This window comes from Coleofasciculus sp. E2-BRE-01 (assembly GCF_040221695.1).
Lineage (GTDB): Bacteria > Cyanobacteriota > Cyanobacteriia > Cyanobacteriales > Coleofasciculaceae > Coleofasciculus.
Genome location: NZ_JAVKEA010000208.1, coordinates 119224 through 134844 on the forward strand (window position 1 = coordinate 119224; position 15621 = coordinate 134844).

The 15621-nt window shown below is 43.6% G+C and carries 12 protein-coding genes and 1 pseudogene; 3 read left to right on the plus strand and 10 right to left on the minus strand.

Features of this window, described 5'->3' with window-relative positions; translation table 11 throughout:
- Nucleotides 1-95: 95 nt before the first annotated feature.
- Both RIG66_RS27825 and RIG66_RS27830 read left to right on the plus strand, forming a co-directional pair.
- Nucleotides 96-1220, plus strand: coding sequence for an AAA family ATPase (locus tag RIG66_RS27825; protein ID WP_446382408.1), 1125 nt, complete (start codon nt 96-98; stop codon nt 1218-1220).
- The gene (locus RIG66_RS27830; RefSeq protein ID WP_446382410.1) at nt 1217-1702 is read left to right on the plus strand and encodes a hypothetical protein; all 486 of its coding nucleotides are present in this window, start codon (nt 1217-1219) and stop codon (nt 1700-1702) included. Before RIG66_RS27825 ends, RIG66_RS27830 begins: the two co-directional genes overlap by 4 nt.
- A gap of 172 nt (nt 1703-1874) precedes the next feature.
- Here RIG66_RS27830 and RIG66_RS27835 read toward each other — a convergent pair whose 3' ends face one another.
- The 6 genes from RIG66_RS27835 to RIG66_RS27860 all read right to left on the minus strand — a co-directional run bounded on the left by RIG66_RS27835 (nt 1875) and on the right by RIG66_RS27860 (nt 10237).
- Complete coding sequence (locus RIG66_RS27835; RefSeq protein WP_446382412.1) at nt 1875-3929, minus strand: response regulator; 2055 nt, start codon at nt 3927-3929, stop codon at nt 1875-1877.
- Nucleotides 3922-4860 (minus strand): ATP-binding response regulator, encoded by a 939-nt coding sequence (locus RIG66_RS27840; protein WP_446382443.1) that lies wholly within the window; start codon nt 4858-4860, stop codon nt 3922-3924. The genes RIG66_RS27835 and RIG66_RS27840 overlap by 8 nt, the downstream gene beginning before the upstream one ends.
- The gene (locus RIG66_RS27845; protein WP_446382414.1) at nt 4743-7853 is read right to left on the minus strand and encodes a GAF domain-containing protein; all 3111 of its coding nucleotides are present in this window, start codon (nt 7851-7853) and stop codon (nt 4743-4745) included. The genes RIG66_RS27840 and RIG66_RS27845 overlap by 118 nt, the downstream gene beginning before the upstream one ends.
- A 210-nt stretch (nt 7854-8063) precedes the next feature.
- Entirely contained in the window at nt 8064-8816 is a 753-nt protein-coding gene (locus RIG66_RS27850; RefSeq protein WP_446382416.1) for a tetratricopeptide repeat protein, read from the minus strand.
- Nucleotides 8817-9116: 300 nt separating this feature from the next.
- Nucleotides 9117-10085 (minus strand): homogentisate phytyltransferase, encoded by a 969-nt coding sequence (locus RIG66_RS27855; RefSeq protein WP_446382418.1) that lies wholly within the window; start codon nt 10083-10085, stop codon nt 9117-9119.
- The gene (locus RIG66_RS27860) at nt 10082-10237 is read right to left on the minus strand and encodes a hypothetical protein (RefSeq protein ID WP_446382420.1); all 156 of its coding nucleotides are present in this window, start codon (nt 10235-10237) and stop codon (nt 10082-10084) included. Before RIG66_RS27860 ends, RIG66_RS27855 begins: the two co-directional genes overlap by 4 nt.
- 75 nt (nt 10238-10312) lie before the next feature.
- On the opposite strand from RIG66_RS27860, the gene RIG66_RS27865 reads away from it, so the two are divergent.
- Complete coding sequence (locus RIG66_RS27865; RefSeq protein WP_446382422.1) at nt 10313-10990, plus strand: lecithin retinol acyltransferase family protein; 678 nt, start codon at nt 10313-10315, stop codon at nt 10988-10990.
- A gap of 640 nt (nt 10991-11630) precedes the next feature.
- Here the strand turns inward: RIG66_RS27865 and RIG66_RS27870 are convergent.
- From RIG66_RS27870 to RIG66_RS27885, 4 genes and pseudogenes are all read right to left on the minus strand, one after another.
- Nucleotides 11631-12020: pseudogene (locus RIG66_RS27870) on the minus strand (Bax inhibitor-1/YccA family protein); the annotation flags it as partial.
- Between the two features lie 47 nt (nt 12021-12067).
- Nucleotides 12068-13342, minus strand: a complete 1275-nt coding sequence (iscB, locus tag RIG66_RS27875; protein ID WP_446382424.1) for an RNA-guided endonuclease IscB — start codon at nt 13340-13342, stop codon at nt 12068-12070.
- Nucleotides 13343-13710: 368 nt separating this feature from the next.
- Nucleotides 13711-14304, minus strand: coding sequence for a hypothetical protein (locus tag RIG66_RS27880; protein WP_446382426.1), 594 nt, complete (start codon nt 14302-14304; stop codon nt 13711-13713).
- 271 nt (nt 14305-14575) lie between these two features.
- Nucleotides 14576-15621, minus strand: a 1046-nt coding sequence (locus RIG66_RS27885; RefSeq protein ID WP_446382428.1) for an RNA-guided endonuclease InsQ/TnpB family protein, incomplete at its 5' end; no start/stop codon positions are given.

Sequence of the window (15621 nt, forward strand, 5' to 3'; positions counted from 1 at the left end):
TGTAAAAATCGGAATGTGGGTGAATCAATATCGTTTACAATAAGTACATTTGCTCACAAATTCTTTCAATTTAAACAGCTAAGAATCATTGGGTTATGCTGCAAAGACTATATGTACACAACTTCAGATGCCTCGAAAACTTTGAGCTGATTCTAAAGGAAATGTCATCTGCTCTGTTGATTGGAAAAAATGGTTCAGGTAAATCAACGATTGCCGATGCATTAGAAGTACTTCAGAAAATTAGTCAAGGTGTCAATAGAATGCGCGACCTTGAACAATTAGACATTATTAGCTTGAAAGATTTTGCTCGAAGAAGATCTGATGTTCCGATTCGCTTTGAAATAGAAGTATTACTTGATCATAAATTGTACAACTATGTTTTAGCATTAGAGTTACCGGAAAAATTTAGAGAACTGCGAGTTTCTGAGGAGCAATTGCTAGTTTCAGGAGATCCAATTTACTCTCGAAAAGAAGCTCAAGTCACTCTTTACAGCAGCACCCAAAATCGTGAGGCTCAGTTTCGGTTGGATTGGCATCTGGTTGCCCTTCCCGTAATTCAGGAGCAATCTGAGACTGATCCGCTTCATATTTTTAAGACTTGGCTAGCTCAGATGATCATTTTAGCGCCAATCCCCAGCTTGATGACAGGAGACTCCAAGGGCGACACCTTGGAGCCAAGGCGAGATGGTTCAAACTTTGGGGAGTGGATTTCTGGATTACTCAGTCGCTATCCTGCTGCCTACACAAAGATTTATAGATATCTCCGAGACGTTATGCCAGATATTCAAGATTTTTTGAATGAACCAGTTGGCAAAGACTCCAAAAGCATGATTGTTCGGTTTGAAGCCAATAATGCGAATCTTCATATTAATTTTAAAGACTTATCTGACGGTGAAAAATGCTTTTTTGTTTGCGCTGTTGTGTTAGCTGCTAACGAATATTATGGTTCAAGTTTTTGCTTCTGGGATGAACCGGAAAATTATCTTTCCTTGTCAGAAATTGGCTATTTTGTAATGTCATTGCGACGTTCATTTAAGCAGAAAGGGCAAATTTTAGCGACATCACACAATGAAGAAGCTATCCGAAAGTTTTCGGATGACAATACTTTTGTCCTTGATCGAAAAAGTCACTTAGAGCCAACTTTGGTCAGATTGCTCAGTGATATACCAGTGACAGGCGATCTGATAAATACCTTGATTTGTGGCGACATAGAGCTATGAGTCCAAACCAGTATAAACCTCACATTCTTGTGTTACCTGAAGATGATGCTAATCGCCAGATTGCCAATGGATTTCTTCAATCTCCAAACCTTAATGCTCGTGCTATTCAAGTCCTGCCACCCGCTGGTGGTTGGCAAAGAACTGTGGAACAATTCATCAACGATTATGTGCCGACAATGCGAAAATTCTCACAAAGAATGATGGTGTTGCTGATTGACTTTGATAACCGTGAAAATCGGTTGAGTTACGCACAGAGTCAAATTCCAGATGACCTCAAAGAAAGAGTATTCATTCTGGGAGTGCAATCTGAACCTGAGAATTTAAAGCGAGACATCAACAAGAGTTTTGAGGAAATTGGAGACGTTCTGGCACAAGACTGTTCGGATAACACGAATGAGTTGTGGGAACATGAGCTTCTCAAACATAACAAAACTGAGTTAGAGCGTATGATTGTATCTGTCAAACCCTTTCTGTTCAATTAAAAGTTACCCCCTTTTGCCACGGCGATTAAAATCACTGCTACATAAACAAAGTTCGTTTACACGGACTGGGTTATGATACTAAATCAGCCTTTGTCATCCCCTTTATCCCTTAGCTCTCTGACAGGGAAAAACTTTTCCGCTTAAGTTGATACCAATGCACGTCGGTGCGCCCCTACAGTGTTGGTGCTTGGCGCAAAGGAATCGTTTTAAAGGCACGAATCAAATCGGCTTGACGAATCGGTTTACTAATATAATCATCCATCCCCGCCTTTAAACACGTTTCTCGGTCTTCCTGCATCGCATTAGCTGTCAGCGCCACAATCCAAGGGCGCTGGGAGTAGTTTTGGCAGATATAACGGGTAGCGGTTAAACCATCCATTTCCGGCATCTGTATATCCATTAATATGACATCGTAGGATTGACGGGAGATGGCATCAAGAACTTCCTGTCCATTACTGACCAAATCAGCTTGATAACCTAAACGTTTTAACAGCAACAATTCTACCTTTTGATTGACTATATTATCTTCAGCCAAAAGAATCCGTAACGGCAACTGTTGGGCAAGAGGTGAATCTCCAGATTTGGGCAAAGCCGATTTAGACTCAACAGAAGTCGCCTGTCTCACTAAAATTTGAGTCAAAGTATTATAAAGTTGCCCAAGTTTAATCGGTTTAGGTAAAAAAGCAGCAAAATGACGCTCAATTAAAGACGTTTTCGTTGTCAATTTTCCTATAGGCGTTAATAATACCAAAGGCAATTCTTTGAAACCTGATTGGTTGTGGATTTGTAGACCCAGAGTTAGCCCGTTCATTTCGGGCATTTGCCGATCGATAATTGCCACATCAAAGGCTTCTTTCTGATTGAGCCAAGCCAAGGCTTCATTCCCCGATTGAGTACTTCGGGCAATCATGCCCCAACATTGGGTTTGCTGGGTTAAAATTTGGCAACTTGTCGGATTATCATCAATAATTAAAACTCGTTTACCCGCAAGCTGAGGTTGAGGAGTTGTTAAATTCGGTTCAGACGTATCTTGATCTACCGTTAAGACAACACAGAAGGAAAAAGTAGACCCTTCACCCAAGGTACTGTCTACCCAAATTTCTCCCCCCATCATTTCACTTAATTGTTTAGAAATAATTAAACCGAGTCCCGTACCCCCATACTGGCGAGTGGTTGAAGAATCCAGTTGACTGAATCGTTGGAATAAGCGGTTAAAGCGGTCTTTAGGAATACCAATTCCTGTGTCTTTTACCGAAAACAAAATACAAAGAGTCGGCGAGGTATGGCTATCCTGGTTTTGAGTCGAATCGGTGACATAGCAATGTTCAACCTTGACTGAAACGCTAACTTCCCCCACATCAGTGAACTTAATTGCATTACTCAACAAATTGATGAGAATTTGGCGCAGGCGGGTGACATCTCCGACCAGAGTAGAGGGGACTTCTGGGTCAATAAAATAAGTTAATTCTAATCCCTTTTGTACTGCTTTGGGCGCAAACAGATCAACAGCAGTTTCCAGACAGTCACGTAGATTAAAGGGTTTGAATTCAAGTTCTAGTTTACCCGATTCAATCTTGGCAAAATCTAACACATCATTAATTGTGATCAGTAGAGTTTCCCCACTTTGGCGAATCGTTTCTACCAAGTCCTGTTGGTGGGCATCCAGTTTTGTATTCTCTAAAATTCCGGTTAACCCAATCACCGCATTTAGAGGGGTGCGGATTTCATGGCTCATGGTTGCCAGGAATTCACTTTTCGCTCGGTTAGCGGCTTCTGCGGCTTCTTTTGCCTCTGCTAGGGTGGCATTTTGGGCTTGGAGTTGCTGTTGAATCTGGCGTAACGTGAGTTGAGTTTTAACCCGCGCGATTACTTCTTCGAGTTGAAATGGCTTTGTAATATAGTCTACGCCACCTACCTCAAAGGCTCTCACTTTATCCCAGACTTCATCAAGGGCGCTCAAGAAAATTACCGGAATTTCGGCGGTTTGTTCGTCAGATTTTAAGCGTTGACAAACTTCATACCCATCCATTTCCGGCATTTTAATATCCAGCAAAATTAAATCCGGCGGATCAGTATTAACCGCATTCAGTGCCTGTTTCCCACTAATGACCCGACGAACTTCATAGCCTTGGTTCGCCAGCATGGTAAACAAGATACGTAAATTATCAGGGATATCATCGACAATTAAGATGTCTCCCTTGATGGCTTGAGATTGACGTTCACTCATGAAGGAGGGGCTGTGTTAAATCCACTATGCGATCAAAACAAAGGGTGTTAACCCATTGGGTCAAGGTTTGAGCCAGAGATAGTTGCTCTTCTGGAATTTGGGCAATAAGCTGGATAATCACTTTCTCTCTAGCGCTGAGTGCGGCTTTGTGCAGTTGTGCCAGCCATTCAATCGGCATTTGTGCCAACGTTTTTTGTAAAGCAGTTTCCTGCAAGGGTGCTGGCGACGTATCCGGCGATGTGAGAGAGAGAGGTTCAGCTTCTGCATACAAATAACGCACGCCTAAATGTTGCGCCATTTTTTCAAAGATAACCTCTTCCTGAAACGGCTTGCTAACGAAATCGTCGCAGCCTGCGGACAAAACAACCGATCGCTGTTTATCGAAAACACTAGCAGTCAAGGCTATAATTACCGTGGCTTGACCCTGCAACGATTGTCGAATTCGACGAGTGGCTTCATAACCATCCATCACAGGCATCCGCATATCCATCCAGATTAGGTGAGGTTGCCAACTCTGCCAACGTTCAACAGCTTGCTGTCCATTTTCGGCTTCCTGCACCTCAAACCCCATCGGTGCGATTAGATTAACCAGCAACACCCGACTTTCCCATTTATCATCAGCAATCAGAATCCGATAAGTCGGTTGATTGGGGGCTAAACCAATCGCCCGTTTAGACTGTTGAATCTCAATGTCAGCCGCTTGAGCGGGATTAACCTTAATTGTAAACCGAAACGTTGTTCCTTGACCCAAAACACTGCTGACGGCGATGGTTCCTCCCATCAGTTGGACAAATTGCTGGCTAATCGGTAAGCCTAATCCTGTGCCTTCTTGGGATTTGCGCCCGGTTTCGGTTTGGATAAAGGCTTCAAATAAGGTATCAAGTTCGGCTGGGGCAATTCCTGGACCCGTGTCTTCAACTTCAAAGGTGATTCGGGATTCGGGATTCGGGATTCGGGATTTATATTCCGTTCCCCAAGCAGGGCGGGTTTAGTCAAGTTATCGGTTTCTTGGGTAACGTTATCGGTAAAACCCGCCCCTACACATTGGTTTACAGACGTGCCATGGAACGTCTCTACATGCAAGGTGACACTCCCTTCCCCTGTAAATTTAATTGCATTTCCCAATAAATTAATTAAAACCTGACGCAACTTACTCTCATCCGTTCGCACATATTGGGGAACATCGGAATTACAATTAAAGATTAGCTGTAAGCCCTTTGATGCCGCTTTGAGCTGGAGCATTTCTTCTAAACTTTTGAGTAAGCGATACAGATCAAAACTGGTTTCATTCAGCGTAATTCGACCCGCTTCTATTTTAGACATTTCCAGGACATCATTGAGCAACGTGAGTAAATGTTCACCACTGCGAGCAATAATTCCTAAATACTCCTGCTGAGTTGGAGTTAACGTCGAATCGCGGGTCATCACTTGGGCAAAACCCAGAATCGCATTCAAGGGAGTCCGTAGTTCATGGCTCATATTCGCTAAAAACTCACTTTTAGCCCGGTTCGCCGCATCAGCCGCTTCCTTGGCATCTTTGAGTTGAGCCATGAGGGCGGCTTGTTGTAGCGCCACGCCCAACTGATTACTCACCTGTGTCAGTAAACTAATTTCTGCGGCGTCCCAGTGACGGGGACTAGAGTTTTGATACGCCCCTAATAATCCCCACAGCTTATCGCCGACAAAAACCGGACTTAAACAGTAAGCTTTGATATGAAATACCTCTAACAATTTGACATGACAGGTCGAGTAAATCCTTTGGTAAATATCATTAACGACAATATTTTCATGATTTTTAAATCGACCGCCCTGAGTTTTTTGTAAACAGGTATCTGACCAAACTGATGTTAACTCAGAACCGACTAAGGGCGACCAACCTGATGCGACAGATTCGGAGACAAAATCTCCACTCCAGTCCGGATTGAATCGATAAACCACGACGCGATCACAGTTAAGAATTTGCCGTACTTCTTGAGTCGTCGTATTAAAAATCTGATCAATATCTAACGTTTGACGAATACTTTCAATCACCCGTGCTAATGCCCGCGCCTGTTCAGCAGCCTTGGCTTGCTGGACAGCTTGAGCTTGCAATAACTCCAAATATTCCGACTGTTGCAATGCTACCCCTAATTGGGCTGCCACTTGCATAAGTAACTTAACTTCCCGTTCTTGCCAATGGCGGGGTTTACTATGTTGAAAAGCACTCAGCATTCCCCAGAGTTTTTCCCCTTTAAACAACGCCACAACCGCAAAGGATTTAATCCCAAAGGATTCTAAGGTTTCAATATGACAATCGGTTAAATTTGCTTTATAGATATCATCAGCAAAAAACGCTTCATTTTGGCGTAATCGACCACCTTGATGTTTACTTAAATAGGTATCATCCCAAGCACTCCCCACCAGTTTGGGTAAATCTCCTGCTTCCGATTCAAAAATAAAATCGCCGAAATAATCCTCACGAAATTTATAAATCGCAATTCGTTCAACATCCAACAATTGCCGGACTTCTGTAGCCGCTGTTTGGAAAATTGTATCTAAATCTAACGTTTGGCGAATTTTATCAATAACCTGAGCTAACGCCCGTTCCCGTTCCGCTTCCTGGGCTAATTCATCCGCCCGTTGTTGTAATTGCGCCTCCAGTGTGGTTTGCAATTCTGCCGATCGCCGTTGGGCTTTGCCTAAAAGTTCAGCCTGTTGAATCGCTACCCCTAATTGAGCGCTAATTTGCACCAAAAAATTAATATCTGTCTCATCCCAGGATCGTGGTGCGGAATTTTGAAACGCGGCTAAAAGTCCCCAGAGGTTTTTACCTTTGTAAATCGCAATAATTGTGTATGCTCTGGCTTGATAGCGTTCTAAGCTTTGAATATAGCAATCCGAAAACCCGGCGGTATAAATATCACGACAAACCCGAAAGACTTCACCTTTAATAAAGTCACCGCCTCCAGTTTGCTGTAAATAGGTATCAATAATTTGAGGATTGGCTAAGGATTTAATACTACAATCACTAATATTTTGGCATAACTGGGGATCTTGATATTGCTCTTGGACTAATGGTTTCCAGCCCTCAGCCACCGATTCAACCACGAATTCACCACTCCAATCGGGATTAAACCGATAAATTGCCACCCGATCCGCATTCAGCAACTGCCGTGCTTCTTGAGTTGTCGTCTGGAATATGGTATTAATATCGAGCGATCGCCGAATCTTATCAATAATAGCCGCAACTGCTTTTTCTCGTTCAACCGCTTGATTAACCGCTTTCGTCAATAACTCTGACTGCATCTGGAGTTGAGCCACAAACTCCGCTTGCTGCAACGCCACACCTAAATGAATGGCAATTTGATGGACAAACTCTATTTCATTACTTTGCCATTGACGGGGATGGGAACATTGGTGAATACACAACAACCCCCAAAGCTGATTCCCTTTAAGTAACGGCACAACCAAGTTAGCTCGAACTTGGAAACGGGATAAAATTTTAATGTGACAATCGGGTAAGTTCAGAGCATAAATATCTTCAGCCGCCCAAATTCGCCCCTGCTGATAATGAGTCGCATGTCTTTCTCCGAAACAGTCATCCTCTATTTTGGTGGCGATGGCTGACGTAAACGGCGACACTACATCTTCAGAGACAACTTCCCCACGGCGACAGCCAGACTCTGGATCAAAGCGAAACATCCCTACCCGATCCGCATTCAGCAGTTGACGCACTTCTGTGGCGGTTGATTTAAAGATACTCTCCAAATCCAGAGATTCCCGAATTTTAGTCACCACAGCCAACAGCGCCTTTTGCTGGGCAACTTGAGTCGGTTCTGGCATTCTTGCTGCTTCCAATTGTGCCACACGCGATCGCAGATAGGTTAATTCTGCTTGGAGTGACTCGTAGGTTTTGGCGTTGAGAACGATATCCTGATCAGACATGATAGGGTTTCGGGTGTGGGGGTGTAGGGGTGTAGGGGTGTAGGGGTGTAGGGGTGTAGGGGTGTAGGGGTGTAGGAAGATGGGGGAGATGGGGGAGATGGGGAAGATAGGGAAGATGGGGAAGATAGGGAAGATGGGGGAGATGGGGAAGATGGGGGAGAAAAAAACGGTAATTGTCAAACCCGCCCTTACTTTTTGAAAAACACCCTTTTATCCAAATTTACCTTGTTCTTTGAGTGCTTGTCGAATTCTTAACTGAGCTTCCTGATCATTAGGATAACGGACAATTGCCTCTCGCCAAACGCTGAGGGCTTCATCCAATTGACCCTTTTGTCTCAACGCATCTCCTAAATACCAATACGCTTGTGGCTTTTTAATATTGAGGCGAATCGCTTCCCGATACTCGTCTATAGCCGCCTGCCAATTTTCTTGAATCATCCAGCTATTGGCTAGATTTAAACGTAAAATAGCCTTGTCAGGAGACTGTTGACTCAACGTCTGATACGATTCAATTAGCGTCTCTAGTCGATTAATGTTGGATAGCATTAAACCGACATTAAAAGGAATATCTGTGTTTTGAGGATGGCGCTGGATCAACTCTTGAATAACAGGCATCGCTTGATCAGGTTTCCCTTGTTCAATCAAGGCTTGGGCTAACTTGACATACCCATCCACCGTTTTTGGCGATCGCGCGATCAGATCCTGGAATACAGCAACTGCTTCATCCCATTTCTGTTGTGCCAAGAGTGTATTACCCAGCAGTAAGCGCACCATATCATTACTACGTTGTTTCTGGATAACTTGACGAAACACCGTTTCTGCTTCTGAGTAATCCTGTTGCTGATAAAGGGCGATCCCCTTTTGAAACAACGACGCGATCGCGATCGTCTTACCAATCAAAAAAATAACCGTTGCTAAACCGACACTAACGACTGTAGCCGCTATCCAACTTAAATTAAACACAGATTAGACAGATTGTAATGACACAGGCAGAAAACTAACTATTGCATAACACAGATTACACAGATTGTAATCAAACCGACAGGAAACTAACTATTGCATAACACAGACTGACACAGATTGTAATTAAACCGACAGAAAACTAACGATTCTATAACACAGATTGACACAGACAACTAAATAATCTCCCTGACAATCAAATCATCGTCTGTTGATTGAGAATTAACCTCTCAGTGTAATCAGTGCAACTAACCTCTCACCTCCCCACCCAAATCTCTCCCCTAAATCTGTGTAATCAGTGTTTCAGGCTAACAAACAAGCGGCGGGAAACATCAGATATTCCAAAAAGAAGAGTTTCCAGATAAATTGATAGAAACTGGCGATCGCGACTTTATCCTGCAAATCTACATCCTGACTACGCCACCAAACCAAAACTAAAGCCGCCAAGTGTGTTATCCCCAAGACAAGCGGGTTAACCACGTCAAACAGTAGCACTCCACCGAGAATCATACCCAAATAGCAGAGGGTAATAATCCATCGGGTGATATTAAACACTGCTGGCTTACCCAGTCGAATCGTGAACGTGGTGATATTGTATAACTTATCTCCATCAATATCCGGGACATCCTTAAAAATCGCGATCGCGACGGTAAACACCAAAACAAATAACGTCAGCCCCCACACCGCAGGCGTTGGCGTCATCGCTTCACCCTGTTGCCATACCCAGCTAAAATGCAAGAATAGTCCTAAATTGACTACAGCACCTCGCACTGAGAAGATACAAAGTGCTGCCCAAAAGGGAAACCGCTTCAATCGGATAGGTGGTAAGGAATACGCCGTACCAATGGCTAAACTGACGCTAACCATGAGAAATAACCATCCTCCCAGTATCCGGGCTAACAGCAGCGCACAGAGTCCAGCTATGGTAACAATCAGTTTAGCTTGTCTTCTGGAAAACTCCCCCGCTGCGATGGGAAGATGAGGTTTATTAATCTGGTCAATTTCCACATCTTCGAGTTGATTGAGTCCCACAATGTAGATATTACCGCAGCAGCAGGATATCCAAGTACCCAAGAGTTGAGTTAAATTTGAGAGTGCGATCGCACCATCGGTAATCGCTAAGGCAATCACATACAATGCCAATACACTTAGAGTAGTACCGATGATCGTATGAGGGCGAGAAAACTTCCACAAAGCATAAAACCAGTCTGTGGGTTGCTTAAGCGGGTTGAGAGGGGCAGAAGTCAAGGTTGATGGAGAAATTCGGCTCATTCTGGAGTGTAATAGGCTTTCCCATTCGATTTTACTCTCTTGAGGGACATCGAAACATCAATTCGTACTCGTTTACGCTTTTCTTGATTCGGCAATTCACCAAACAAAAGACATAAGACGTAGCTTGCTTCTCGCCATAGCGAGTATGACATAGCTTGCTTCTCGCCATAGCGAGTATGACAAATGACGAATGACAAATGACAAATAACAAATAACAAAAGGCAAATATGGCACGAGGCGATCTAATTTACGCTTATCGAGAATTGTTCAACCGACAAGGCGTCTACAAACATTATGGGATTGACTGTGGCGACGGTACGGTTATCCACTACCGCAAACCCAGTGAAACTATTGAACGCACCTCTTTACCGACATTTGCTAGAGGTGGGAAAATCTATGTCAAACAGTATCCCACTCATTTTATACCTGATGTAGTCGTTCGCCGTGCTGAGAGTCGTTTAGGTGAACGAAACTATAACCTGCTATCTAACAACTGCGAACACTTTGCTGTCTGGTGTAAAACTGGCGTCAGTGAAAGTCCGCAAATTCAAAATTTTATTCCGATTATTACTCAGATGAATACTGAGAATTTATACGAACCAATTAAACGAGCGCTGCAAGAGAAAGATCCGGACAAAGCCAATCGGTTATTAACTAAAGCCCTAGCCGAAATTAAAGGCGTTTGGAATACGCTGCAACCGCAATATAATCAAGATGTTCGGGAGATAAGCGCTTGGCAGAAAGTTGCCATTCAAGCGCTAAAACAAAATCGGGAAGACTTAGCGCGGGCGGCAATTGTCCGGAAGAAAGACTATGAGAAACGGGCGCAGGAGAATAAAGAGAAGTTAGATCAGCTTGCTCAGATGACGGAAACACTGATCCGCAATCGGCTGAATGTGAAATAGATTTTGCCTTAAGTTTACTAAAACCATGACATCCCTTGAATTAGTATTACTGATTCTCATACTATTTTTGTCTGTTGTTCTTGTCTTTTATCATAAAATAGTCAAAATAGCAGAACGGTTTATTAGGAGAAATAACAATCAGATTTCCAGGGTTATCAATTTATTGCATAAAATCTATCACTTTTTTCTTTTATTGGCTCGATTTTAACCCCTTCGTTTAATCAAAGAAAAACTGGTTAAGAAATATATTGTTATTTTGTTCTTAATCGCTATTGTTAAAGTTATCTTTATTTATAATGAAAATTTATGGCAATCAATACCTGGATTCATTCAAGGTATAATAAATAGTTTTGTGATTTTATCGATATGGGAACTTTTGCAGCTTGCAATCCGAATAATTGAAAAAAACTTAGGAAAAAAAAGTAAAGCCCAAGCTAATTTCAAAGAGGTTAAATGGTTGGATTAAATTCTGTCCGCTATACCAAGAAATTTTAACAAGTATCAACTCCTTACTTTCCAAAATTATCTCCTGTTCTTTTGTCCAACCAGATAAAAGTAAGCGTGACACTACTAATGAATGAATTTTTTTAATAGTAATCTCACGCTTAGCTATAGAATCAGGCTATAAGATAGAACAGGTTTAGCGACGAGACGATAGCGCCATCACAATCCGCAGCAAATACCAGAATAGCAATGCCACTGACGCAAATAATTCTAGTGAAGCTGCAACATAGTGATGGGATGAGTAATGATGCATCACCTTAGAGGTATCGTAGAGAATCGCGGCGGAAGCAAAAGCAACCATAACCACGGAAAAGAATAAGCCCAAGGTGAAACCAAAAATTACGCTACAGATAATTAGTCCCAAGGCTACTAATCCACCAACTTTTAAGATACCACCCAGAAAACTAAAGTCTTTGCCTGTAGTAAAAGCAACGGCGGTTAAACCAGCAAACATCAAAAGGGTGAGTATTCCCGCCGTTGGGATAACAGTGGGATCTGAGAAATAAGCCGCAATGTACAGAATCGGGGTGTGAAACTGTACTCCTATTTCTCTGCATATCTATGCAAGTATCGTCAAAATGCATAGCTATAGCCGTCCTTACGGTGAACTGGGGTGCAGTAATCCAATTTGACTGACCTCCTTTTGTTGTCAATAACAAACTCTCCGCGACCGTCTGACATCGGGCAAACTCTAGCCGTGAAAGTCCCCTTATATTTACCTTTGGGAACCACGGCACGTACAATATCCCCTGTACAAAACCCAAAAATAGGACGTAGCGGACGGTGTTTGATCGGATAGCCATACTTATTGGTTTGACAGCGTTGCCGTCCACCCATGCCTGTTGCTTTGACTTTTAGAATGAGCTGTGTCCGTACATGAAGCGTCTCGGTCATGCCGACGCAGGCAGCATCTAGCCAGTGAGTCTTAGGTAATTCCAATCGAAGCCGATTGTATTTAGTCTGTCCACCTGTACCAGTGGTGACGGATAAACCCATTTTCTGGAGACGGTCAAACAACGCCCATCGGGTAGAATTAACGGCGGCTGCATCCTTCAAGGGTCGTTTAGCTTGATCTAATATTCGCTTAAGCAAGTCTGGCTTTTTCTTAAGAAATTGTTCAATAGGCTTTATTCCTTTGTTGGTGTTACACTTTTCACAAGCTAGGCACAGATTAGAGATGCGATTAGTACCACCTTTAGCTTTTGGGCGGATATGCTCAACCTGTAAGGGGACATTTTCTGCACTACAATACGCGCATTTTCTGTTCCATTTAGCTAGTAGATATTCCCGGATTTCATAACCAAAGAGAGTTCCCTGTTGATACTCTGTGCTACTTATTTCTGGCTTGTCTACTTTTTGGGTATCAAACCGAACTAACTCTTGTCTGATTTCACTAATTGGCACAAACTTACACAACCGTTTTACCCAAGTTTCAGTTGTTAGAACCCGATGCAACAAGCTTGGAGCTAACCATGATGGCGGGCGATTTCGGTTTAAAAAACGTGCTTTCCGGTATCGAGTATTTCGGTTCCTGCGACCCCTTCTGACAGCTCGACGGGAATCAAGAGCCGATTTAATCAACTGACCCCGATGCTCTAACTCCATTCCCCAGATCACATCGTTTCGGTCAGTAACAAGTGAGATACCTGTAACTTTTGAGCCAGGGTCGATTTTTAGAGTCATCGGGTAAACTACCGGATTTTCAATGACTCGCTTAAGAATCAACGTGAATGGGTAACGACGGAATACAACGGCTTTTCCGGAGTCTAATAACTTTCTGGCTTGTACCGGATGAATTGGATTCATCGGTGTTTTTTGAGCATCAATGAGAAAAACGTAATTTGACATCTTCTGTCAACCAATTAAGTCAAGTTTGCCTCGACAATGTTAGACGAGCTTTTTACGAATTCAGCACTACAGCTATAAACCTGTTCACTGATTGCTTAACTGAACTCGACAGAGCATGATACTGGCGTTCATATCAAGGTGTCGTGACCCGTCTAACGTAGACTGCGGTGAGTCTTAGTCTGCACGTTCCGACTATGTACAGATATGACTAAATATGCATAGTTCTGTATAGGTTTTTCGGAACGGGGTGCTTGTGCAACTGTAACCATAGATTTCCTCCTTACTTGGGTAAGTTCTCTTGGTCGCGAAGCTGATGTATAAATACTATTTTATTTGAGTCGTGAATTGCCATCCTACTGGAGAAGGCTTTACGCGATCGCACCCGATAATTCTTGCCAACGCTGATGCCACAATTGCTGCATTTTGTGCATAATCTCAGGTAAATCCTGAAAATCCTGGCTTTGCTGATTAATTTCCGAGGCTAATCCCTGAAGTCGGCTAAACTCTCGGCAACAGTAGAGTACCCGTTCCCAAGCCCCATACCAATCCTCTGCCGCTTGTTGGTGGGCGCGAATGGGTTTCAGGCGTTCTTCCTCGTTTCTCAGGTATTGAGCCTGTTTTGCCCACGCCTGACGCCAGAGTTGCACGGCTTCGGGTTGATCATGCTGATCATACCAGTCGCGTTCCCTGCGGAAGATTTTGCCTAATTCCTCAAGCTGGGAACGAGAGGTGCAGCGCCCAATCGCCGCCAATCCTGCATCAATCCACAGAGGCAAGTTGCGATAACTGACAAAGATAGCACGGGATTCCACCAGCTTGACCCAGATTTGGTGTTGCCAGCATTCAACGCGATCGATGTGCTGGAGGGGAATGTTAAGGAATGTAGCGACTTGGTGGCGTACTTCGTCCAGAGAAAATTGGCGAGGATCAATTATCCCAGCCGTGATCAAGTTCCGAGACATGGTAAATCACTCCTGATTTGGGTATTCGCGGTAGCGTTGGCTTGATTTAGAACAGTTGATGCTGGATTTGTAGCGATATCGGCTGTTTTGCCGGAAAAACGCCAAAATCCTCAACCCTAAATCAATTGACCCAAAGTCTTAGCCACCCCGCACAAGTTGCCATAAGAAGTCGGAGTGGCTAGAGGAGTGTTACTATTTCTTCTAGCCTCCAGACTGGGTATGTCAGTTTGGGGGTTAGCTGCTCAGAGCTGCGCGAACAGCTTTGAATAAACTACCCAGACCTGCTATCGCAGAGGTCTGGGTTTTCAGTAGCCCTGAAGTCATCGAACAAGCCAAGTTGAACATACTCAACAGTTCGACTTAACTTGCACGACAACCCCGTGCCTCCAGGCTGGTTTATAGACAGCCCCACAAGTGCAATATTATTGGCTCCGTTGAAATCAGCATCCCCATGCCAACCACAATGCCCACATTTAAAAGTCTTGCCACTACGGTAAGACTTTCCTTTTATCGGATGAATATGCAGGCACTTGTGACACATTTGGGAAGTATAGGCAGGGGGAATTGGGATAACCTGAACACCAGCACCAAGGGCTTTATACTCGATAAACGTTCGCAGTTGATAGAACGCCCACGAATTTGAGCGTCTTCGCTCAGTCTTGTTTCTCGGTTGCTGGTTAGTTCTTTCTCTAATGCCTGTTAAGTCTTCTATAGCAATTGAGGCACTTAACTCAACTGCTCGTTTGACCACTGATTTAGAGATGTTGTGGTTGAGCCATTGTTGGTAGCGCTTCTCCCTCCCCGACAGCCGTTTCAGAACTTCTCGACATCTACGTCGAGTTGTTCTCGTGCCTTTCGAGGCTTTTTTCTGGAGAGAAGCTCTAACTCTGGAAAACTTATCTCGCACCGACTGGATATGCAAGCCGTCCCACTTTTTATCCTCTGAGGTAACAGCAATGTCGCGACGCCCTAAATCGATACCAATCACCTTATCGGTATTTTTGGGATCGGGAGGGGTGTTCTTAATCTGAATATGCAGGTAGAACTGACCGTCGCGGTGTTTGCATAGTTGTGCTGAGGTCGGCTTCCTCCCTTTGAGTTTCCCTTTTTGATAGTTACCTGGTTTTAACTTAACTCGCTCTCTACCGTGAACTGTGGAAAGGCTTACCGTCCAGTCGTGTTCACGAAGTCGAAACAAGTCCTTGTCACAATCCATACTGCTTGGTATAAAGCCTTTAACCGGCTTACCCTTTGAACAGGCAACCTTTCGGTTAGCCGCTACTCTTGCACAAGCTCTGACTGCCATATTTGCTACCA

What these genes read in the sequence shown, in the direction of transcription:
- RIG66_RS27835 (WP_446382412.1), bottom strand. Translation starts at nt 3,929, where the DNA reads ATGAGTGAACGTCAATCTCAAGCCATCAAGGGAGACATCTTAATTGTC.
- RIG66_RS27830 (WP_446382410.1), top strand. Translation starts at nt 1,217, where the DNA reads ATGAGTCCAAACCAGTATAAACCTCACATTCTTGTGTTACCTGAAGAT.
- RIG66_RS27845 (WP_446382414.1), bottom strand. Translation starts at nt 7,853, where the DNA reads ATGTCTGATCAGGATATCGTTCTCAACGCCAAAACCTACGAGTCACTC.
- RIG66_RS27825 (WP_446382408.1), top strand. Translation starts at nt 96, where the DNA reads ATGCTGCAAAGACTATATGTACACAACTTCAGATGCCTCGAAAACTTT.
- RIG66_RS27860 (WP_446382420.1), bottom strand. Translation starts at nt 10,237, where the DNA reads ATGTCATACTCGCTATGGCGAGAAGCAAGCTACGTCTTATGTCTTTTG.
- iscB (WP_446382424.1), bottom strand. Translation starts at nt 13,342, where the DNA reads ATGTCAAATTACGTTTTTCTCATTGATGCTCAAAAAACACCGATGAAT.
- RIG66_RS27880 (WP_446382426.1), bottom strand. Translation starts at nt 14,304, where the DNA reads ATGTCTCGGAACTTGATCACGGCTGGGATAATTGATCCTCGCCAATTT.
- RIG66_RS27865 (WP_446382422.1), top strand. Translation starts at nt 10,313, where the DNA reads ATGGCACGAGGCGATCTAATTTACGCTTATCGAGAATTGTTCAACCGA.
- RIG66_RS27855 (WP_446382418.1), bottom strand. Translation starts at nt 10,085, where the DNA reads ATGAGCCGAATTTCTCCATCAACCTTGACTTCTGCCCCTCTCAACCCG.